The organism is Variovorax paradoxus NBRC 15149 (assembly GCF_001591365.1).
Taxonomy (GTDB): domain Bacteria; phylum Pseudomonadota; class Gammaproteobacteria; order Burkholderiales; family Burkholderiaceae_C; genus Variovorax; species Variovorax paradoxus.
Map to the genome: position 1 here is coordinate 756,434 of NZ_BCUT01000005.1, position 20,372 is coordinate 776,805.

At 67.4% G+C, this 20,372-nt stretch carries 18 protein-coding genes; 9 read left to right on the plus strand and 9 right to left on the minus strand.

What is annotated here, in order from left to right; genetic code table 11:
• Window positions 1-130 precede the first annotated feature (130 nt).
• Window positions 131-1,591 carry a DEAD/DEAH box helicase gene (locus VPA02S_RS23925; RefSeq protein WP_015866654.1) on the plus strand — a complete coding sequence of 487 codons (1,461 nt, stop codon included), beginning with the start codon at window positions 131-133 and terminating at the stop codon, window positions 1,589-1,591.
• Window positions 1,592-1,605: 14 nt separating this feature from the next.
• Here VPA02S_RS23925 and VPA02S_RS23930 read toward each other — a convergent pair whose 3' ends face one another.
• The 5 genes from VPA02S_RS23930 to VPA02S_RS23950 all read right to left on the minus strand — a co-directional run bounded on the left by VPA02S_RS23930 (window position 1,606) and on the right by VPA02S_RS23950 (window position 6,410).
• Entirely contained in the window at window positions 1,606-1,827 is a 222-nt protein-coding gene (locus VPA02S_RS23930; RefSeq protein WP_062365947.1) for a hypothetical protein, read from the minus strand.
• Window positions 1,828-1,955: 128 nt separating this feature from the next.
• Window positions 1,956-3,581 (minus strand): rhodanese-related sulfurtransferase, encoded by a 1,626-nt coding sequence (locus VPA02S_RS23935; RefSeq protein ID WP_062365949.1) that lies wholly within the window; start codon window positions 3,579-3,581, stop codon window positions 1,956-1,958.
• Entirely contained in the window at window positions 3,578-4,201 is a 624-nt protein-coding gene (locus tag VPA02S_RS23940) for a cysteine dioxygenase family protein (protein WP_062365951.1), read from the minus strand. The genes VPA02S_RS23935 and VPA02S_RS23940 overlap by 4 nt, the downstream gene beginning before the upstream one ends.
• Window positions 4,198-5,178 (minus strand): ABC transporter substrate-binding protein, encoded by a 981-nt coding sequence (locus VPA02S_RS23945; protein ID WP_062365952.1) that lies wholly within the window; start codon window positions 5,176-5,178, stop codon window positions 4,198-4,200. Before VPA02S_RS23945 ends, VPA02S_RS23940 begins: the two co-directional genes overlap by 4 nt.
• Entirely contained in the window at window positions 5,175-6,410 is a 1,236-nt protein-coding gene (locus VPA02S_RS23950) for an acyl-CoA dehydrogenase family protein (protein WP_062365953.1), read from the minus strand. The genes VPA02S_RS23945 and VPA02S_RS23950 overlap by 4 nt, the downstream gene beginning before the upstream one ends.
• A gap of 109 nt (window positions 6,411-6,519) precedes the next feature.
• Between VPA02S_RS23950 and VPA02S_RS23955 the strand changes: the two genes are divergently transcribed.
• The 8 genes from VPA02S_RS23955 (at window position 6,520) to VPA02S_RS23990 (ending at window position 14,684) form a co-directional block, all read left to right on the plus strand.
• Window positions 6,520-7,509, plus strand: coding sequence for an ABC transporter substrate-binding protein (locus VPA02S_RS23955; RefSeq protein ID WP_062365955.1), 990 nt, complete (start codon window positions 6,520-6,522; stop codon window positions 7,507-7,509).
• Between the two features lie 36 nt (window positions 7,510-7,545).
• Window positions 7,546-8,655, plus strand: a complete 1,110-nt coding sequence (locus VPA02S_RS23960) for an LLM class flavin-dependent oxidoreductase (RefSeq protein WP_062365956.1) — start codon at window positions 7,546-7,548, stop codon at window positions 8,653-8,655.
• 149 nt (window positions 8,656-8,804) lie between these two features.
• Complete coding sequence (locus tag VPA02S_RS23965) at window positions 8,805-9,629, plus strand: class II aldolase/adducin family protein (protein ID WP_062365958.1); 825 nt, start codon at window positions 8,805-8,807, stop codon at window positions 9,627-9,629.
• A 24-nt stretch (window positions 9,630-9,653) separates the two neighbouring features.
• Window positions 9,654-10,655 (plus strand): ABC transporter substrate-binding protein, encoded by a 1,002-nt coding sequence (locus VPA02S_RS23970; RefSeq protein ID WP_062365960.1) that lies wholly within the window; start codon window positions 9,654-9,656, stop codon window positions 10,653-10,655.
• Window positions 10,652-11,734 carry an ABC transporter permease gene (locus tag VPA02S_RS23975; protein WP_062365962.1) on the plus strand — a complete coding sequence of 361 codons (1,083 nt, stop codon included), beginning with the start codon at window positions 10,652-10,654 and terminating at the stop codon, window positions 11,732-11,734. Before VPA02S_RS23970 ends, VPA02S_RS23975 begins: the two co-directional genes overlap by 4 nt.
• Entirely contained in the window at window positions 11,728-12,522 is a 795-nt protein-coding gene (locus VPA02S_RS23980) for an ABC transporter ATP-binding protein (RefSeq protein ID WP_018905396.1), read from the plus strand. Before VPA02S_RS23975 ends, VPA02S_RS23980 begins: the two co-directional genes overlap by 7 nt.
• 1 nt (window position 12,523) lies before the next feature.
• Entirely contained in the window at window positions 12,524-13,690 is a 1,167-nt protein-coding gene (locus VPA02S_RS23985) for a c-type cytochrome (protein ID WP_062365964.1), read from the plus strand.
• A gap of 28 nt (window positions 13,691-13,718) precedes the next feature.
• Window positions 13,719-14,684 carry an ABC transporter substrate-binding protein gene (locus tag VPA02S_RS23990; protein ID WP_062365966.1) on the plus strand — a complete coding sequence of 322 codons (966 nt, stop codon included), beginning with the start codon at window positions 13,719-13,721 and terminating at the stop codon, window positions 14,682-14,684.
• 43 nt (window positions 14,685-14,727) lie between these two features.
• Here the strand turns inward: VPA02S_RS23990 and VPA02S_RS23995 are convergent, their stop codons facing one another.
• The 4 genes from VPA02S_RS23995 to VPA02S_RS24010 all read right to left on the minus strand — a co-directional run bounded on the left by VPA02S_RS23995 (window position 14,728) and on the right by VPA02S_RS24010 (window position 20,371).
• A complete protein-coding gene (locus tag VPA02S_RS23995; RefSeq protein WP_062365968.1) occupies window positions 14,728-15,018 on the minus strand; it encodes a hypothetical protein in 291 nt (96 codons plus the stop codon).
• 169 nt (window positions 15,019-15,187) lie between these two features.
• The gene (locus VPA02S_RS24000; protein WP_244883728.1) at window positions 15,188-16,084 is read right to left on the minus strand and encodes an MFS transporter; all 897 of its coding nucleotides are present in this window, start codon (window positions 16,082-16,084) and stop codon (window positions 15,188-15,190) included.
• Between the two features lie 274 nt (window positions 16,085-16,358).
• Complete coding sequence (locus VPA02S_RS24005) at window positions 16,359-17,480, minus strand: M48 family metalloprotease (RefSeq protein ID WP_018907421.1); 1,122 nt, start codon at window positions 17,478-17,480, stop codon at window positions 16,359-16,361.
• 8 nt (window positions 17,481-17,488) lie between these two features.
• On the minus strand, window positions 17,489-20,371 hold the full coding sequence (locus VPA02S_RS24010; RefSeq protein WP_062365970.1) for a T6SS effector BTH_I2691 family protein: 2,883 nt from the start codon (window positions 20,369-20,371) through the stop codon (window positions 17,489-17,491).
• Window position 20,372: the final 1 nt, after the last annotated feature.

The window sequence follows — 20,372 nt, forward strand, 5'->3', positions numbered from 1 at the left end:
CATTGATGCCGGAAAGGCCGCACAGGCACTGAGTTTGTTGCTATGAAATAAGTAGCAATACAGCCGGCGCGGAGTTTGTCGCGCGGCTGTCACTGCCATTTTTTGCGGCAGTGCGACAATAGAAGGCTTAATGACAAGCTCCTTCTCCAATCTATCGCTGGCGGAACCGCTGGCGCGCGCCGTAGCCGAAATGGGCTACGAGACCATGACTCCCATCCAGGAACAGGCCATTCCGGTCGTGCTTTCGGGGCAGGACGTGATGGGGGCCGCGCAGACCGGCACCGGCAAGACCGCGGCGTTTTCGCTGCCGCTGCTGCAGCGCATGCTCAAGCACGAGAACGCCTCCACCTCGCCCGCGCGGCATCCGGTGCGTGCGCTGGTGCTGTTGCCCACGCGCGAACTGGCCGACCAGGTGGCCCAGCAGGTCAAGCTGTACGCCAAGTACACCAACCTGCGCAGCACGGTGGTGTTCGGCGGCATCGACATGAAGCCGCAGACGCTCGAGCTCAAGAAGGGCGTCGAAGTGCTGGTGGCCACGCCGGGCCGGCTGCTCGATCACATCGAGGCCAAGAACGCGGTGCTCAACCAGGTGGAATACGTGGTGCTCGACGAGGCCGACCGCATGCTGGACATCGGCTTCCTGCCCGACCTGCAGCGCATCCTGAGCTACCTGCCCAAGCAGCGCACCACGCTCCTGTTCTCGGCCACCTTCTCGCCCGAGATCAAGCGGCTTGCTGGCAGCTACCTGCAGAACCCGGTCACCATCGAGGTGGCGCGGCCGAACGAAACGGCTTCCACCGTCGAGCAGCACTTCTACAGCGTGACCGACGACGACAAGCGCCGCGCGCTCAAGCAGATCGTGAAGCAGCGCGGCATCACGCAGGCCTTCGTGTTCGTCAACAGCAAGCTCGGCTGTGCGCGCCTGGCGCGTTCGCTCGAGCGCGACGGCCTTCGCACCACCGCGCTGCACGGCGACAAGAGCCAGGACGAACGCCTGAAGGCGCTCGCCTCGTTCAAGGCCGGCGAGGTCGACCTGCTGGTGTGCACCGACGTCGCGGCCCGCGGCCTCGACATCAAGGACGTGCCCGCGGTCTTCAACTTCGACATTCCATTCAACGCCGAAGACTACGTGCACCGCATCGGCCGCACCGGCCGCGCCGGCGCCTCGGGCCTGGCCGTGAGCTTTGCGAGCGGCGGCAACGACGCGCGCCTGGTGGCCGACATCGAGAAGCTGATCAAGAAGAAGATCGAGCTCGAACCCGTCGAGTTCGAGGAAGACCGCCCGCGCGGCCGCATCAACGACGGACGCCGCCACTGGCGCGAAGAAGGCGAAGCCGGCGATGCGCGCGACGTGCTCGACCAGCCGCGCGAGCGCCGCGAGACCGAAGCCCGGCGCGGCGGCGGACGCCCGCACCGCGCACCTTCCGCGCCGCGCGATCCGTTCTTCGACAAGCCCTACGAACCGGGCCAGGCCGACGCCACGCCGGCCTGGGAAGCCGCCGCCAAGGCAGCGCCTTCACGCGGCATCTCGAGCAACATCAAGACCAAGCGCAAGGTCGCGGCCCTCTTCAAGAGCGCCGAAACCAGCTGAGGCCCCGCCGGGGCTCACCTCCATCCGCGGTGCCAGCCGTAGCGCGGGTGGTGCCAGCCATAGCCGTAGCGCGGGTGGTAGCTCCAGACGAAACCCACGCCCGGCGACACATAGGTCGGGGCCACGTAGGCGACGCCCGGTGGCGCCGTGTAGACAGGTTGCGCCGGCGCGACCACGCAGCCGGTCAGGATGGCCGCCAGCGCGGCGGCCGAGAGGGCGAGAACAGGCAGTCTCATGGCGATGCTCCTGGGACGAGTTGTGATGGGTATTCCCAGAAAACGCCCCGCGCGAACGGCGGATGACCTCCTTTACCCCCGCGAAATAATGTGACCGGCCGGTTGCAAGCCGGCCGTCGCACCGCGCCTCAGATCACGTGGAAATGGTGCGTGCCGTCGCGCGCCAGCTGCGCGACCAGGCCGTATTCCCAGTCCAGGTAGGCCTGCATGGCCTCCGCCGGTGCATCGGTGCCTTCGTAGGGCCTGCGGTAGCGGTCGGTGCGCGGCGTCGCAAGCCGCGTCTCGCCCGATTCGGCCTCGAGGCCCGCCGCAAACCATGCCGCGTTGCCACCGGCCAGCACCAGCACTTCCACGTCGCGCTGGCCGCGCGCATCGAGCAGCAGGCGCAGGTCGGCCGCGGCATAGCGTGCGAGCAGGCTGCTGCCGCAGGTCAGCACATAGCGTTGCGATGCGGGAATGGCCGCGTCGATCGCACCCGCGAGCTGCGCGCGGATGGCGTACCAGGCACCCGGGATGTGGCGCTTCACGTAGTTGGCGCTGGTGGTCACGTCGATCACCGCGGTGCCGATCTGCTGCTTCAGCAAGGCCGCCAGCTCCGCGGGCGAGATCTCCGCCACGGCGGCCGCGGCGGGCGGGTAGGCGGGCGGCGGCGCAGCCGTCTCGGTGAAGGCCGAGGCGGGCGGCACCGCGTCGGGCACGTAGACCTCCCAGCCCATCTGCGCGAGCCACGACGCGCTCATCGATGCCCGCACGCCGTCGTCGTCGGCCAGCACGATGCGTGCGCCGCGCACCGGCACCTGGTGATCGGTTTCCTGCACCAGCTGGCCGCCGGGTGCGCTCGCAAAGCCGGGCAGGTGGCCGGCCTCGTATTCCTCGGGCGTGCGTACGTCGAAGCGGTACACGGTGCGCCCCGGGGCCTCCAGCGCGTGCAGCGCATCGAGCCCGATGCGGCGCACGCCGGCCCTCTCGGCCACGCGCCGCGCATCGGCCTGTGCCTGCACGCGGTGCGCATCGGACACCACGGCCGGCGCCTTGCGGTCCGCGCCATGGTCGAGCACCTGCCCCGCGAGCTTCCAGCCGATGGTGCCGTTGCGCAGCGCCGCCACCGGATTCGGAATGCCCGCATTCACCAGCGACTGCGTGCCGATGATGCTGCGCGTGCGGCCCGCGCAATTGACGATCACCTGCGTCGCCGGGTCGGGTGCCAGCTCGCGCACGCGCAGCACCAGCTCGGCGCCGGGCACGCTGGTGGCCGAGGGGATGCTCATCGTGCGGTATTCGTCGAAGCGGCGCGCGTCGAGCACCACCACGTTGGCCTGGCCCTCGACCAGCGCCTTCACCTCGGGCGCGGAGAGCGAGGGCGTGTGCCGTTCGTGCTCGACCAGTTCGCCGAAGGACTTGCTCGGCACGTTCACGTCGCGGAACAGCTCGCCGCCGGCCGCGCGCCAGCCTTCGAGGCCGCCTTCGAGCAGGTGCAGGTTGGTGTAGCCGATTGCAGCCAGCGTGCGCGCGGCGAGCGGCGCCAGGTCGACGCCGTTGTGCGCGCCGTACAGCACGATGAAGGTGTCCCGCCGCGGAATGCGCCGCCAGGCCTCGATCTCGATGCGCGAGAGCGGCAGGTTCGCGGCCCACAGCGGATGTTCCTGCGCGAAGGGATCTTCCTCGCGCACGTCGAGCAGCGCGGTTTCCTCGCGTGCGAGCAGGCGCGCGCGCACGGCGGCGAAGGGCAGCAGGGGGAAGGCGGTGGTCGTCATGCGGATGTCGTCGTCGATCTGGGTTCGGATGAGCGGTCCCACAGGTTGGGAAGCAGCGTGTTGGAGTAGCCCGAGACAAAGGGCTTGCGTGCGCCCTCGGCCGGGTAAGTATGCCGCTGGACGGCGCCGATGTTGGCGCCGTACACGTGGATGCTGATGGATACGCGGTCCGCATGCGCGTTGTGCACGCGATGCAGGTCGCCGATGGCGGGCGACACGGCCTCCACGTCGCCGGCGTCCAGCCGCACCGCTTCGCCTTGCGGCCGCGCCAGGCCGTCGCTGCCGACGGCATAGGCCTGGCTGTATTCGGCGCCGCGCAGCATGCCGATCAGGCCCCACACCGTGTGGTCGTGCACCGGCGTCGCCTGCCCCGGTCCCCAGACAAAGCTCACGACCGAGAAGCGTTCGGTGCTGTCGGCATGCAGCAAGAACTGCTGGTAGCGCGCCGGGTCGGGCTGGGCAAAGGCATCGGGCAGCCAGTCGCCCTGCGCCACCAGCTGGCGGAGCAGGGCGCCGCCTTCGGAAAGAATGCGCGGCTCGTTGGGGCCGCTGTCGAGCAGGCGGCCGAATGCGACGATGAATTCACGCAGCGGCGCGATGGCGCCAGACGCGCGGCTCACGCGGGACGCTTCCACAGCTGCGCATCGGTGATGGCGCGCACGTCCACGCGCAGCGGCAGGATGCCGTCGCGCGCCGAGCGGTCGGCCACCGTCTGCAGCGCGGCAATGTCGGCTTCGGACACCGGCCGGCCCGTGACCGAGGCGCGCGCCGTGATGATGCGGGCCGATTCGATCGGCAGGCGCGTGAGCTGGCTGTAGGCCTGCGCATAGGCCTCGGGGTTGGCCAGCGCCCATTCGCCCGCGCGCGCCAGCCGGTCCAGAAACTGCACGATGGCGGCGCGCTTGGCAGGGTCGGCCAGCGAAGGCTCGCTCGCGGTGATGAAGCCCAGCGCCGTGTTGATGCCGCGCCCATCGCGCAGGATGCGCCCGCCCTGCTGCAGCGCGATCGTGTAGTAGGGATCGAACACAGCCCAGGCATCGATCTGCTTCGAGGCAAAGGCTGCGGCCGCATCGGTCGGCAGCACGAACTTCACCGTGACCTCGTCGCGCCGCACACCGGCTTCCTCGAGCGCGCCGTAGAGCTGGTACTGCGAGATGCTGCCGCGCGCGGACGACACGATCACCGTCTTGCCGCGCAGGTCGGCCACCTGGCGCAGCGGCGAATCGGGCTGCACCACGATGCCCAGCGCATCGGCCTTGCCGACGCGCGTGGCGACGATCTTGAGCGGCGTCCGGCCGACCGCCGCCGCCAGCACCGGCAGGTCGCCGGCCACCGCGGTGTCGACGGCCGCGCTGCGCTGCGCCTCGAACAGCGGCGCCGCGCCCTGGAAGTTGGCCCAGCGGTAGGCGAAGGGCGCGCCCTCGAGGGCCTTCGAGGCTTCGAACAGCGCGCGCAGGCCGCCGGCCTGGTCGCCGAGCACCAGCGTGGTTTGCGGCTGGGCCCATGCGCGCAGCGGCGCGGCGGCTGCGAACGAGAGCGCCGCGCCCTGCTTGAGCCAATGGCGGCGCGAGGCTTTGGAGAACAGCAGGTCGGTCATGCGGCGGCCCCCTCGGAAAGCAATGCGCGCTTGCCGGCCGCAACCAGGATCGCGTCGTTCTGCGGCGTGTGGATGCGGCTGCACAGCACGTCGCGGTAGTGCCGCTCGAGCGGGTTCTGCCGCGCGAGGCCGTGGTTGCCGCTGAGCTGCAGCGCGAGTTCGACCGCACGGATGGCGTTGCCCGTCACGGTGTACTTGAGCAGGCCGCTGTCGGCGGCCGGCTGCGCGCGGCCTTCGTCGACGGCGCGCGTCGCATCGTCGAGCAGCACGCGGTTGGTGCGAAGCAGCGCCTCGATCTCTCCCACATGCTCCTGCACGCGCGCAAGGCTCGCGAGCGGCGCACCCAGGCTGCCGGGCGCACGATGGTTCAGGAAGCTCACCAGCCAGCCGCGCGCGGCCTGCGCCACCGCGTCGTAGAGGCTGCCGAGCAGCACCGTCATCCAGGCCTGCTGCGCGGCGTGGGCGTCGATGTCCGTTTGGCTGCCGGCATCGGGTGCCCAGTCGGCCGGGGCACGAAGGTCGACCGCGTGGTCGAGCTCGATCGCCACGTTCTCGAACACCACCTCGTGGCTGCCCGAGGCGCGCAGGCCCAGATGGTCCCAGCTCGCGATCACGCGCACACCGGGTGCATGGCGCGGCACCAGGAACGTGCCGGTGCGCGGCGCGGCTTCGTCGGTGCGGGCCCATACGGCGAGCCACGACAGGCCTTCGATGCCCGTCGTGTAGAGCTTGTGGCCATCGATCCTCCAGCCGCCGCCCTCGCGGCGCGCAACCGTCGCGGGCAGCCCGCCGCGTGCGGGCGAGCCGAGCGCGGGCTCGACGCGCAGCGCATTGATGAGCGCGCCGCGTTCCACTGCGCTGCGCAGCACGCGTTCGCGCAAGTGCGGCGGCCAGCGGCTGTCGCTGCGCGCGAGTGCGTGGTGCTGCAGGTAGGTCATCGTCAGGATCAACGCGGTGGCCGGCTCGCCGCGCGCCACGGCCGCAATCACGCGCCGTGCCGTGGCCAGCGTGGCGCCGCCGCCGCCATGCGCCGCGGGCGCCACCAGGCCGATGAGGCCGTGCGACTGCAAGGCCGCGAAGTTCGGATGCGGAAAGGCGCCGCTGCGGTCGTGGTCGGCCGCGGTGGCGGCGAACTGCGCCGACAGATGCGCGAGCAGCGCGGCATCGACGGTGGCAGGCGTGGGGTGGTCTTCATTCGTGGCCGGCGGGCGGCGCAAGGGGAGTGCACTCATGGCTGCGCACGGTACCGGGGCCGCGCCGCACCGGAAACGACGCATCCCGCATATGCAAACTCGTTTTTCTGCGTTCGCTTTTGCCGGCTGCCTCGGTACGGTCCGGTGCATGACATCTGACTTCCCCATCGACAGGCGACGCCTGCTCCAGGCCGCCGCGGGCTGGAGCGCCCTGGGCGCGGTGGGCGCGGCACCGGCGCGCGACCTTTCTGGCGTGACACTGCGCGTGGGCACCTACAAGGGGCTCTGGCGGCCGCTGCTGCAGGCCTCCGGCCAAGCCAATACGCCCTACAAGATCGACTGGCGCGAGCTCAACAACGGCGTGCTGCACATCGAGGCCATCAACGGCGATGCGCTCGACCTGGGCTCGGGCAGCGAGATCCCGCCGGTGTTCGCGGCGCGCCAGAAATCCAGCGTGCGGCTGGTGGCCGTGACGCATGAAGACCTCAACAACCAGGCCACGCTGGCGCGCAAGGATTCATCGATCCGCCGCATCGCCGACTTCAAGGGCAAGCGCGTGGGCTACGTGCGCGCCACCACCTCGCACTACTACCTGGCCAGGCAGCTGGCCGAGGCGGGGCTTTCGTTCAGCGACATCCAGGCCGTGAGCCTCACGCCTTCGGACGGCCTCTCGGCCTTCGCGCGCGGCGACCTCGATGCCTGGGCCATCTACGGCTACAACGGCCAGCTGGCGCGCACGCAGTACGGCGCGCGCACCATCAAGACCGGCGTGGGCTACCTTTCGGGCAACTTCCCGATCTACGCCAACCCGCGCGCGCTGGACGACGAACTGCGCCGCGCAGCGCTGGGCGACCTGCTGCAGCGCCTGCAGCGCGCCTTCGCATGGATCAACGGCAACTTCCTGGCCTATGCGCGTGCGCAGTCGGCCGAGACGCGCGTGCCGGTCGGCGACCTGGTCGAGCTCTTCAACGGCCGCAGCGGCGACTACAGCCTGGGCCCGGTCACCGATGCGGTGGTGCGCAGCCACCAGGAGGTGGCCGACACCTTCCTGAAGATCGGCGTGCTCGACGGACCCGCCGACGTGAAGCCCCTGTGGGACCGCCGCTTCGAGAGCGTGCTGCGCTTGCCCGCCGCCTGAACAACACACACATCACCCTGAAAACACGAGGACACCATGAGCCAGAACGACGTTGAATTCATCGGCATGATCCAGGGCCAGAAGGTCTCGGAGATCCACGCCGCCAAGGGCCCGGCCATCGACCGCGACTACGTGCGCGCCTTTGCGCAGGCGCATGAGAACGCCGGCTTCGACCGCGTGCTGGTGCCGCACCATTCCACAGGCCCCGACGCCACGCTCACCGTGGCCCATGCGGCATCGGTCACCGAGCGCATCCACTTCATGCTTGCGCACCGCCCGGGCTTCGTGGCGCCCACGCTGGCGGCGCGGCAGTTCGCCTCGCTCGACCAGTTCAGCGGCGGCCGGCTCGCGGTGCACTACATCTCGGGCGGCTCCGACGAGGAACAGCGCCGCGACGGCGACTGGCTCGGCCACGACCAGCGCTATGCGCGCACCGACGAATACCTCGACGTCCTGCACAAGGTGTGGACCGCCGACAAGCCCTTCGACCACGAAGGCGCGCACTACCGCTTCCAGAACGCCTTCTCCGAAGTGAAGCCGCTGCAGACGCGCAACGGCAGGCCGCATGTGCCGGTGTACTTTGGCGGTGCCTCGGAGGCGGCGATTCCCGTGGCCGGCAAGTACGCCGACGTGTATGCGCTCTGGGGCGAGTCGCTCGACCAGGCGCGCGAGCTCACGGCGCGCGTGCGCGCCGAGGCCGCGAAGCACGGGCGCAGCGTGCGCTTCTCGGTGTCGTTCCGCCCGATCCTGGCGCAGACCGAAGAGGCCGCCTGGGCGCGCGCCGACAGCATCCTGGCCGAAACCCGGCGCCTGCGCGTGGTGCAGGGCTACAACCGCGGCGGCCCGCAGCAGAGCGAGGGCGCGAAGCGCCTGCTCGCCGCGGCCGAGAAGGGCACGCGGCTCGACAAGCGCCTGTGGACGGCGGTGGCGCAGGAGATCGGCGGCCGCTCCAACAGCACCGCGCTGGTCGGCACGCCCGAGCAGGTGGCCGATGCGCTGCTCGACTACTACGACCTGGGCGTGACCACCTTCCTGATCCGCGGCTTCGATCCGCTGGAAGACGCGGTCGACTATGGACGCGAGCTGATTCCGCGTGTGCGCGAGCTGGTGGCGCAGCGCGCGGCTTCCATCCGCAAGGCCGCCTGATCTGTCTTGCTCCCTCCCCTTGCGGGGGAGGGCAGGGGTGGGGGCAAGCGGCCTCGACCACCGCCATGGCGTTTGAAGCCGTCGTGCCCCCATCTCAGCCTTCCCCCGGAAGGGGAAGGAGCAACACCCAATACCTCAAGAGATCTCCGATGAATGCCGTTCTTTCCATCGACCGCAACGCCCCCCAGCCGCTCGAGCTCAACCCCCACCCGCAGCAGAAGTACTGGTTCGACCCAGTCCCGCCGCGCACCAGCGTGCAGGCCGAGCGCCGCCACCGGCAGGAGCGCTTGGCAGGCGCGTTCCGCCTGTTCGCGCGCTTCGGCTTTGCGCAGGGCCTCGCGGGCCACATCACCGCGCGCGACCCGGAGCTCAGCGATCACTTTTGGGTCAACCCGCTCGGTATCCATTTTTCGCGCATCAAGGTCTCGGACCTGCTGCTCGTCAATTCGAAGGGCGAGACGGTGATCGGCGACCGGCCGCTCAACAAGGCCGCCTTCGCCATCCATGCCGCGATCCACGAACACAACCCGAAAATCGTTGCCGCCGCCCACACGCATTCGACCTACGGCAAGGCCTGGTCGACGCTCGGCCGCAAGCTCGACACGATCACGCAGGACAGCTGCGTGTTCCACGGCGACGTCGCGCTGTTCGACGACTTCACCGGCATGGTGGTCGACACCAGCGAGGGCGAGCGCATCGCACGCGCCCTGGGCGACAGGAAGGGCGCGATCCTCAAGAACCACGGCATCCTGACCGCAGGCCCGACGGTCGAGGCCGCCGCCTGGTGGTACATCGCGCTCGATAACGCCTGCCACACGCAGCTGCTCGCCGAGGCCGCCGGCAAGCCGCAGCCCATCGACGAAGACACAGCGCGCCACACGCACAGCCAGATCGGCGGCCCGGAGGGGGCCATTCATTCCTTCGACAGCCTTTATCAAGGCCTGGTCGAAGCCGAACCCGAGCTGTTGCTCTAAAGAAAAAAACTTCCGGAGTTCTCGATGACCGCTTCTTTCTCACGCCGCAGCATCCTGCGCGCAGGCGGCGCCGCCGCCGTGGTCGCCTCGGGCGGCCTGATCGCGTCGCAGGCCTTCTCGCAGCAGGCGCGCAAGCTCACCTTCGCATGGAACGCCGCTGCATTCTGCCTCTCGCCCGTCGTCGTCGCGCAGGAGCGCGGCTACTTCGAGCGCAATGGGCTGCAGGTGGACCTGATCAACTACACCGGTTCCACCGACCAGCTGCTGGAGTCGCTGGCCACGGCCAAGGCCGATGCGGCGGTGGGCATGATCCACCGCTGGCTCAAGCCGCTGGAGTCGGGCTTCGACGTGAAGATCGTCGGCAGCTCGCACGGCGGCTGCGTGCGGCTGGTGGGCGCCAGGAGCGCGGGCGCGACCAGCCTTGCGAGCCTCAAGGGCAAGATCATCGGCGTGTCGGACATCGCGAGCCCGGGCAAGAACTTCTTCTCGATCCTGCTCGCGAAGAACGGCATCGATGCCGACAAGGACGTGACCTGGCGCCAGTACCCGGCCGACCTGCTCGACATTGCCGTGCAGAAGGGCGAGATCCATGCGATTGCAGATGGCGACCCGAACGTCTACCTGATCGAAAAGCGCAACAAGGGCGCCTTCGTGGAGATTGCGAGCAACCTCTCGGGCGAATACAAGGACAAGGTCTGCTGCATCGTCGGCGCGCGCGGCGAACTCGTGCGCAAGGACAAGCCGGCCGTGGCTGCGCTGGTGCGCGCCATTGCGCAAGCTTCCGACTACGTGGCCGAGAACCCGAACGAATCGGCCAAGCTGTTTGCGAAGTATTCGCCCAAGGTGCCGATCGAAGACCTGCGCGCACTGCTGGGCACGCTCACGCATAACCACCATCCGCTCGGCAAGAAGCTGCGCGACGAGGTGGAGTTCTATGCACGCGATTTCCGCGGCGTCGGCGTGCTCAAGAAGACCACCGATCCGGTGCGCTTTGCCGAGCACGTCTCTTTCGATCCACTCGCATGAGCACCCCCGACCCCGCATTGGGCTTCGATTCCCTCCCCTTCCGGGGGAGGGCCAGGGTGGGGGCCGCGGCGCCCGAACGCACGCCGGCTCCTGCTTCGACATCGCCCCGTATCCAAGCGGCCCTGCCCCCATGGCGCATCGGCTTCGCCGCCGCAGCCACATGGTTCGCCCTCGGCCTGCTCACGCTCTACTGGCCGAACAAGGCCGTCGGCTTCAGCGACTGGGCCTACACCGACGAGTTCGGCATCGCCGCCCTCGCGGTCGGCGCACTGCTGCTGGCCGCCGCATCGCTCGGACCGCGCGCCGGCCGCGTCGCACATGCACTGCGGCCCGCGGGCCCGTGGCTCGTCGCGCTGCCCGTGCTGTTCGCGATCTGGGAGATCGCGACCGCCAAGCTCGCGCTGCTGCCCACGCCGTTCTTCGCGCCGCCGCAAAGCCTGGTCGAGACCTACATCGACGACTGGCGCCGCCTCGGGGAAAGCCTGCTGCATTCGACCCGGCTGCTCGCGCACGGTTTCGTGCTGGGTGCGCTGGCGGGCTTTCTCACGGGCGTGACCATCGGCTGGTCGCGCATCGCGGGCTACTGGGTGCATCCGGTGCTGCGCTTCGTGGGGCCGGTGCCGGCTTCGGCACTGCTGCCGCTGGCGTTCTTCTTCTTTCCGTCGAGCTATGCGGCCGCGGTGTTCCTGATTGCGCTGGCGACCGGCTTTCCGGTGGCGGTGCTCACCTGGTCGGGCGTCGCAGGCGTCAATCGCAACTACTACGACGTGGCGCGCACCATGGGCGCGAGCGAGCGCTTCCTGGTGCTGCGCGTGGCCATTCCGGCTGCCTTGCCGCAGGTGTTCGTGGGCCTGTTCATGGGGCTGGGCGCGGCGTTCTCGGTGCTTGTCACGGCCGAGATGATGGGCGTGAAGGCCGGGCTCGGCTTCTACCTTTCGTGGGCGCAGGGCTGGGCCTCGTACTCGAACATGTATGCCGCGCTGATCGTGATGGCCGGGCTGTGCTCGGGCTTGATCACGCTGCTCTTCAAGGTGCGCGACCGCGTGCTGTCGTGGCAGAAGGGGACCGTGAAATGGTAGCCGCCGCCGTTGCCGAAGCAGGCGTGCGCCAGGCCGGCGCGCAGATCGACATCCGCGGCGTGAGCCACTGGTTCGATGTGCCCGCAGGGCCGCTGCAGGTGCTCGACGACATCGACCTTGCGGTGAAGCCCGGCGAGTTCGTCGCGCTGCTGGGGCCGAGCGGCTGCGGCAAGTCGACGCTGCTGCGCCTCGTGGCCGGGCTCGAGCCCGCCACGGCCGGTCGCATCACGCAGGACGATGCACCCATCACGCGGCCCGACCCTTCGCGCATCGTCGTGTTCCAGGACCCGACGCTCTACCCCTGGCGCAGCGTGTGGGACAACGTGGCGCTGGGCCTGCAGGCGCGCGGCGTGCTCAAGGCGCAGCGCGGGCGCGTCGACGAGGCGCTGAAGCTTGTCGGCCTCAGCGACTTTGCCAAGGCCTTTCCGCACCAGCTCTCGGGCGGCATGGCACAGCGCGTGGCGCTGGCGCGTGCGCTGGTCAACGATCCGCAACTGCTGGTGCTCGACGAGCCGCTCGGCAAGCTCGATTCGCTCACGCGCATCGCGATGCAGAGCGAGCTGGTCAACCTGTGGCAGCGTGCGGGCTTCTCGGCGCTGCTGGTGACGCACGATGTGGAAGAGGCCCTGTTCCTCGCCAACCGCGTGATCGTGCTGAGCGACCGGCCGGCGCGCATTGCGGCGGAGATCGTGGTCGACCTGCCGTATCCGCGGCATCGCGGCCATGCGCGTTTGGCGCAATTGCGGCACGAGGCGTTGCGGCACCTGGGGCTCGACGCCACCTGGTGAGATGAACAGCACGCCCGAGGCCGATTGGCTCAACCTGCTGATCGGCCTGCTGCAAGGCGCCCAGCTGCAACTGCTGCGCGCGCTCGATGCGCTCGGCCTCACGCAGCATGTGCACGGCCAGCCGGCGTGGCCATGGGCACGCCGGCTGTCGGGCGAGAACCTGCTGATCGACCTGGGGCAGGCGCGCAGCCTCGCATGGACGCTGGTGTTCGTCGCCGTGGCGGCACTGGCGTTGCTGCTCACGCTGTTCTGGCGGCGCCCGCGCTACTACCTGCTGGCGCTGGTGCCGATGCTGCTGATCGCCGCGCCCTGGCCCGAGTCGCACGTGGTGCTGGTGCCCGCGACGCCCGCGAGCTTCCACGCATCGCCGACCGGCTTCGCGGCCGCTTCCATCGCGCAAGGCCGCGTGCTCTACCAGCAGAACTGCGTGGCCTGCCACGGCGCAGACGGCAAGGGCGAAGGCCCGCTCGCCGCCTCGCTGGCGGTGTGGCCGCCGGACCTCAGCGGCCCGCTGCTGTGGCGGCGCGCCGATGGCGACCTGCTCTGGCGCATCCTCCACGGCACGCGCGATGCGCAGCGGGGTGGCCAACCCACCATGCCCGGCTTTGCCGGAAAGCTCGGCGAGGCCGAGGCCTGGGCGCTGGTGGACTACATGAAGGCGCAGGGCGCGGGCCAGAGCCTGCGCGCGCTCGGCAGTTGGCCGCAACCCATCGGCCTGCCCGACATGGCGGTGCGCTGCGGTTCGCAGCCGCCGCGCTTGCTTGCGAGCTGGCGCGGGCAGCGCGTGCGCATCGTGGCGGGCGATGCGGTGCCCCCCGAAGACCCACGCCTCGTCACCGTGCTGCTGCGGCCGCCTTCGAGCGCGATGGCAACGTCCGCCGATTGCGTGGCCGACTCCGCCGCCGCGTGGGAGGCGCTGTCGCTCATCGCCGGCACCGATCAACTCGCCGGCACCCAGCTGATTGCCGATCGCGACGGCTGGCTGCGCGCACGCGGTGCGCCCGGCAAGACGGGCTGGTCGGACGACGACCTGCTGTGCCGCAGCGAACGTGCGCCCGTCGCGTGGGGGCAGGGCGCTGCCGCACCGCCCGCCGATGGCCTGGGCGCGCTGATCGCCCGCATGGACGCGCAGCCGGTGCGCTTCGTCGAGGGCGGCTTCATCCATTGACCGATTTTTCACTGCACACGGAGAACCCATGAACCCACACCACAACCGATCACGCCGGCAGCTCCTCGCACGCGGCCTCGCCGCCGCCGTGGCCTTGCCCGTTTTCTCATTGCAGGCTGGCGCACAGGGCCGCCCCGTTCTCAAGGCCGGCGATCAGAAGGGCGGGCTGCGCGCGCTGCTCGAAGCGGCCGGCGGACTCGAAGGCCTTGGCTATGACATCCAGTGGTCCGAATTCCCCGCCGCTGCGCCGCTGGCCGAAGCGCTGAATGCCGCGGCGGTCGATTCCGGCCCCATCGGCGACGCGCCGCTCATCTTCGCGCTTGCGGCCGGCACGCGCGTCAAGGCCATCGGCGCGAACCGTTCGGATTCGTACGGCACGGCAGTGCTGGTGCGGCCCGATTCGCCGCTCAAGACCGCGGCCGATCTCAAGGGCAAGAGCATCGCGACCAACCGCGGCTCCATCGGCCACTACGTGACGCTCGAGGCCATCACCGCGGCGGGTCTCAAGCCCGAGGAGGTCAACATCCGCTTCCTTGCCCCGGCCGATGCCAAGCTCGCGCTCACGCAGGGCTCGGTCGATGCCTGGGCCACCTGGGAGCCCTACACCGCGCTGGCCGAGGTCAGCCGCCACGCGCGCGTGCTCGTGAGCGGTCGCGGCCTGCTGCCCGGGCTCAGCTACCTCGCGGCCACCGACGCCGCCATTGCCGCCAAGCGGCCGGTGCTGCAGGACTTTCTGCAGCGCGTGGTCAAGGCCCAGCTCTGGTCGTACCGCAACGTCGATGCCTACTCGGCCGCACTGGCCCGCATCATCGGTATTCCGCCCGAGGCGGCCAAGCTGCAGTTCGAGCGACGCCAGCAGAGGTGGATACCCATCGATGCGCAAGTCATCGCCGACCAGCAGGGCACGGCGGATTTCTATCGGCAGGTGGGGCTCATCAGACAGCCGCTGGATGTGAAGGGGACCTTCGACACGGGGTTTGGCGTGGCGGGTTGAGTGGGAGCGCGGCTATCGACCGACGCCCGCTATCGGCTATGGCTCACGAGGCAGGTGATTCGGGGTCGCTGCAGCCAATGGTCGCGGCGTCGCGGCGTGCCTTTGCCTTCACGAGGGCCGCCTTGATCTTCACGCCGAGCCATATCGCCACTCCCAGCAAGAAGAGGATGGGTCCACCGAGCAGGAAACCCATCATCATTGGCTCCGGGAGCAGGTCATGCCCTCCGCCTCCACCAGAGATCGAAGCGGCAGCCCCTAGAAAGACGACAAAGCCGATTTTCGCCAGGATGGCGCCAATGACAGCGAGAACGATCCCGACGGTAGACAAACGCATGACGATTCCTCACATCTGGTTCCTGCATGGCCCACATTGGCCAGCGGATCCTCGGCAAAACAGTGTTGGTTGATCTCTCTCCACCAGGCCCTTTCGATCTGCGCCGAATGGATGTCCGGGTGCTGCTCGCATAGCCGGGGAAGGGCATCCATTGGCGTGTTTCCGGGCATCAAGGCTTGCAGTTCCATTGCATAGGTTCTTCGGGGCCGATGCCGCTTTCTCGACGCTTCTGGCCACAGTCGCTGTTCCATCCTTCGGGGAACGTTGGCCAGTAGCACAGCCGCTCGGCCAGGCTGTGCAGCGGCGCCCAGAGGAAATTCGCTGCGTAGTTCCCATAGGTTGCCCCCGAGGTTCCCTTGCCGACGATGTCGTCGCGCATGTGCGAGCCGTGCATGACGGTTTCCTCCAGGTGCTCGCTCGTTCCACTAAAGCCCTTGCGCAGCCACTCATGCTTCGAAGGAGGGGGCACGACATGCATGCCGTCCTCCATGAAGGTGCGGATGTACTGCCACAGTGATTCACCGCTGCCGGTGGGTCCAACCCAGAGTACGTCTTCTCCTTTGCGCTCGGGATCGTTGCCGTGCAGCGGGGGCCAGTACAACAGCAGGTTGCTGTCCAGCCCGGCCGAGCGCAGACGCTCTTCGCGCGCAGCCTCGCTCGTTGCCAGTTGCTCGGCCGTCCACGCCTTGGGTGGTGCCCATCGAACATGCGCTTGCACGCGATCCCAGTCGAGCACCACATTGCCGCCGTACTTCTTTGGGCGCAGTGTGTAGACCTTGCGGGTTGTTCGGTTGAAGCGGTAGCGCGCGCGTAAGCCGGTGAAGAAAGCCGGGGCGAGAAAATGAGGCCACAAGAAAAAATACTCCAAGGCAAAAACGCCTATGACCATGAGGCACAGAACCCAATCCAGCACTCCATGTCGCAGGAAATGGGTGGCGACGCCGAATATCGGTACTGACAGAATCAGCGCACCCAGAAGCAGCAGCATGAAACCAAGGGAACGCTTTTCTTCTTCCGCATTGCTCAACTCAATGAAGTGCTCGTTGAAGTCGAACAACGTGCGCATTTCGTAAAGTTGAGGCTTTGCGGGATTTTGCTGCTTGAGCTTTTCCTTTCTCGTAGGTTTGGGCCCACCCTCTCGACGAGACGTCTCCCCTTCATGGATTCCGTACAACCGCGTGTGCTGGTTGATGTCTGCGTAATACGCCAACGCCCTTGAGGCACCCAGGCTGCGACGCTCATTCTGATAACCGCTCTCCGAGAGGAACACAATCAACTCGCTTTGAGTTCGCCATTGCGTCCACCAAGCAACCTTCCGTGGATTGGCGTGGCTCTAGGCATCAAGGTTTGCAGGTCCATCGCATGGGCTCCTCGGGGCCGATGCCGTTCTCGCGACGCTTCTGGCCACAGTCGCTGTTCCATTCTTCGGGGAACGTGGGCCAGTAGCACAGCCGCTCGGCCAGGCTGTGCAGCGGCGCCCAGAGGAAGTTCGTCGCGTAGTTGGTGAAGGTCGCACCCGAGGTGCCTTTGCCGATGATGTCATCACGCATGTGCGAGCCATGCATGACGGTTTCTTCCAAGTGCTCGCCAGGGCCGCTGAAGCCTTTGCGCAGCCACTCGTGCTCGGAGGGCCTCGGCACAGCGTCCATTCCATCTTCCATGAAGGTCCGGATGTACTGCCACAACGATTCGCCGCTGCCGGTGGGCCCGACCCAGAGTAGGTCTTCTCCCTTGCGCTCGGGATCGTTGGCATCCAGCGGGGCCCAATAGAGCAGCAAATTACTGTCCCGCCCCGTTGAGCGCAAACGTGCTTCGCGTGCCGTTGCATCCGATGCCAATTGCTCGGCCGTCCAGGATTTGGGCGGTGCCCACCTTACATGCGCTTGCACACGGTCCCAGTCGAGCACTACGTTGCCGCCGTACTTCCTCGGACGCAGCACATAGACCTTCCGGGTCGTCCGGTTGAAGCGGTAACGCGCGCGTAGGCTGGTGAAAAAGGCCGGCGCGAGCACGTGCGGGTAGATCAGGAAATAGATCAGAAGAAAGGCCAGAAAGCCAATGGCCAGCAAGATGCCCATGGCGATGTACCAATCCTGCGGATACGGCTTCTGATCGGTCAACAGAAGGCCAATGAAGTAGGCCGGCATCAGGGCGATCAAGCCGAACAGCACGAAAAGCATGAATCCGAGTGAGCGCTTCTCCTCTCCCGCATTACTCAATTCAACGAAATGTTCGTTGAAGTCCAACAAGGTCCGCATGCCAGACAGCCGGGGCTGGGCGATTTCCTGTTGCTTGAGCCTTTCCTTTCTCGAAGGCTTGGGCTCTTGCTCCTGGCGAGGGCGCGCGCCTTCGTCGATACTGTACAGCCGCGTATGCTGGTTGATGTCGGCGTAGTACGCCACCGCCCTGGAAGCACCCTCGCTGCGACGCTCGTTGTTGTAGCTATTCTCCGAGATAAACATGCTTCAACTCACTCCATATCCGCAATCGCATTTGCCAGCTGACTGAGCATGAGCCGCTCGCTGGTGTGCGGGGTTTTCTTGCTGTCCAACTTTCGGAATGGTTCGGCCTGGAGCCAGTCGATCCATTCCTTTTCCTTGAGCTTTTCAATCGCATAGCTGGCAACCAGTGTGAGGGCGCCCGCAAGAAGGTTGATTCGCGTGCAAATACGGACGATCTTGACCACATCGTGGAAATAAGCGCCTGTGAGCGCCGTGCCGATAGTGACACCACCTGCGAAAGCGCGTCCGACATAGGCCGCCATCAAGAGGCGATTCTCCTCGCGATGCGCGGTTACGCCATCGATCACATCCCAGATCACCCCCACCACGGCTGCGGATGCCACCCAATGGGCCGCGCCAATTTTCAGCATGCGCAATTCGTGGTCAAGCGCCTTCATCAGGTTCTCGCGTGCCTTCAGTGGCATATCGGCCTTGATCGCTTCGTAGACGTTCTTTTCGTAGTAATCGGAGCGCCAGCTACTCCAGGTTCCCATCGCACTGACGATTGCCCCAGCCCCCTGGCTGCCCGCCCTCGGATCATCGCTGCGTTCGCTCGCTCGCCCCAGAGTTGGAATCAGGCCGAAGATTTCGAGACCACCGATCACCGAGGGAATGCGCATGTTCTGCACCGCTTTCTCCGTGCCCAGGGTCAGCGCCCGATCCACACGCGCCTGTAGCTTCTCGGCCTTGTGGTCGTAGCGCCGATTCCATGTTCGACCACCTGGCTGGGGGTTGTGCTTGTTGCTGTACGCGACGCGTTTTCCATCGGCCTCCAACTTCTCGTTCAGCAGACGTTTCTCCTGGCGTACGAACTCGATGGCGTTGTCACCCAGGCCGTGTGACAGCAACACAATCTGCGCTTTTGCCAAGTTCAACTCCAACGCCGAGGCCCCCAGATTCCGGGCTGCCTGCACCACTGCGATACCCCATACCGAGTGAACATTCTTCATCGCCGTTTCGGCGATCTTCTGCAGCGACTGAACTCTTGCCAGCGTGCTCGATCCGCGGTCGCCGAGCTTCTTGGCCTCCTTGATCAGCGTCTGGCTGCCCTCAAGCGTCTTCGGGATCTTCTCCAGCGCTGCCGCCATCGCGGCCCAGGCGCGCTGCTGCCGCGCGCTTTCTTCGGCCGTTTCCGCATCCGTCACTTCGGTGGCCGGCGGCAGCGTGTCCTTCAGTGTGTCCAGCACGCGCAGCAACTCCTGCGAGATCGCCTCGTTGTTCAGCGTCGCCATGCGCCACACGAGGTTCTTCGGCTCGTCCTTGAACAACTGGAGATCGGCATACCACTTGCGCCCGCGCGGGCTGCTGTCCATGGTTTCCAGAATGGCGCACAACTGGCCCGCGCAGCGCGCACCATCGCGGGTTTCGATGCCGCTCGGCTTGCGGTCGTATCGCCCGAGTGTCTTGACCAGGAGGGCATCGCATTGGAGCCAGGCGATCAGGTCTTCGCTGATCTTGTCCATGCACTTGTCGCGTTTCTCGATCTGCGCCATGTGATCGGCGTCGAACTTGTTGAGCCGGGCTTCATCGACATGCGCAAGCGTCGTCTCGAGGGCGGCCTTGGACTCCGCATCGCTGATGAGCCGCCGATCCGATTCACGCGCGGCAATTTCTCCCTCCAGTGCTTCCCGGCGCTGCGCCCGCATCGCCTCGACGGACATCTCGGCATAGGTTCCGTCCTTTTGCCGAACCATCGTCGTGCTCACGGGGTAGGCGCGCCGTTGGCCCAGGACGTCGTGCACGCTCTTCAGGCGGTCCGTTTCGGCGTCGTACATGCCCATGGCCTTCTTGTAGAGGGCTCCGCGCACGGTCTTGATGCTCTCGCTGGCGGCGTGCTTCCATGCATTCGTCACGGTCGCGTTGCCGGGGTCCGAGGCATCGACCTCCTTGAGCCACTGCACATACGGCATGGCCGCGGTGAGGTGGTGCAGGCTGAGTTCCTGGGCAATGCCGATGGGGTCGTCGCATGCGACGACAGCGCCCTTGTGCTGCGTCAGGAATTCGGCCATCTTCCGCAGCCGGGGGCCATGCGCGTCCTTGTAGAGCGGGCCGGTGATGCGTGCGATGTAGGGCCCCACGGCCATGCCGGTGACGGGGCCTGTGTCGGTGACGACCACGCTGCCGTCGGCGCGGCGGGTCTCGTTGCGCACCTTTTCGAAATGCCGGCCGGTGCGCGCCTCCTCGTAGGTGCCCCACTCGCGCTCAGCGCCGTGTACGCCCATGAGGCCGTAGTGCTGTTCGCTGCCCACGGTCTGTACGGCGGTGTCCTTCAGTGCCGAAAATTCCATCACCTGGCTGTTGAGCTGTCCGGGTTGGCAGGTGTCTTTCTGGCTCGTGTTGCCGCCCAGCCATCCTGCGACATCGAACTTCTGCATGTAGGTGTCGCGCTGGGGCTCGATGTGCTCGAACAGGTGCTTGGGCACGATGGGGTCCGGGTGGAACATGTAGTGCAGCTCGGTGACGTTCTTGGCGTCCGCCACCCACACCATGGAGGCATTGGCGCCGCGCACTTCCATTTCACAGGCGGGGTTCGACTTGGCGGCCTCCGGAAACCCGACGTCGAACTGCGCCAGGTAGCCGTGGGGGTGCACGATGTAGGCAAGCCACTCGGGGTGGGCCTTGCACACGTTCTGAATCCGCACATACAGATAGCCTGGCCGCAGCATGCGCACGCCGTAGAGGGCCGTGCGCATGGCCACGCCGCCGGGCTGGGCCTGGAAATTCCCCGTGGGCTGCAACTGCTTGAGCGCAGCGAGCCCCTGCTCCTGCGCGCTGAAGGCGGCGGCATAGCGGGTGAACAGGATCGGCAGGCCCTTGCGATCGCAGTTTCGGCAGGGGGTGGCGCAAGGCATG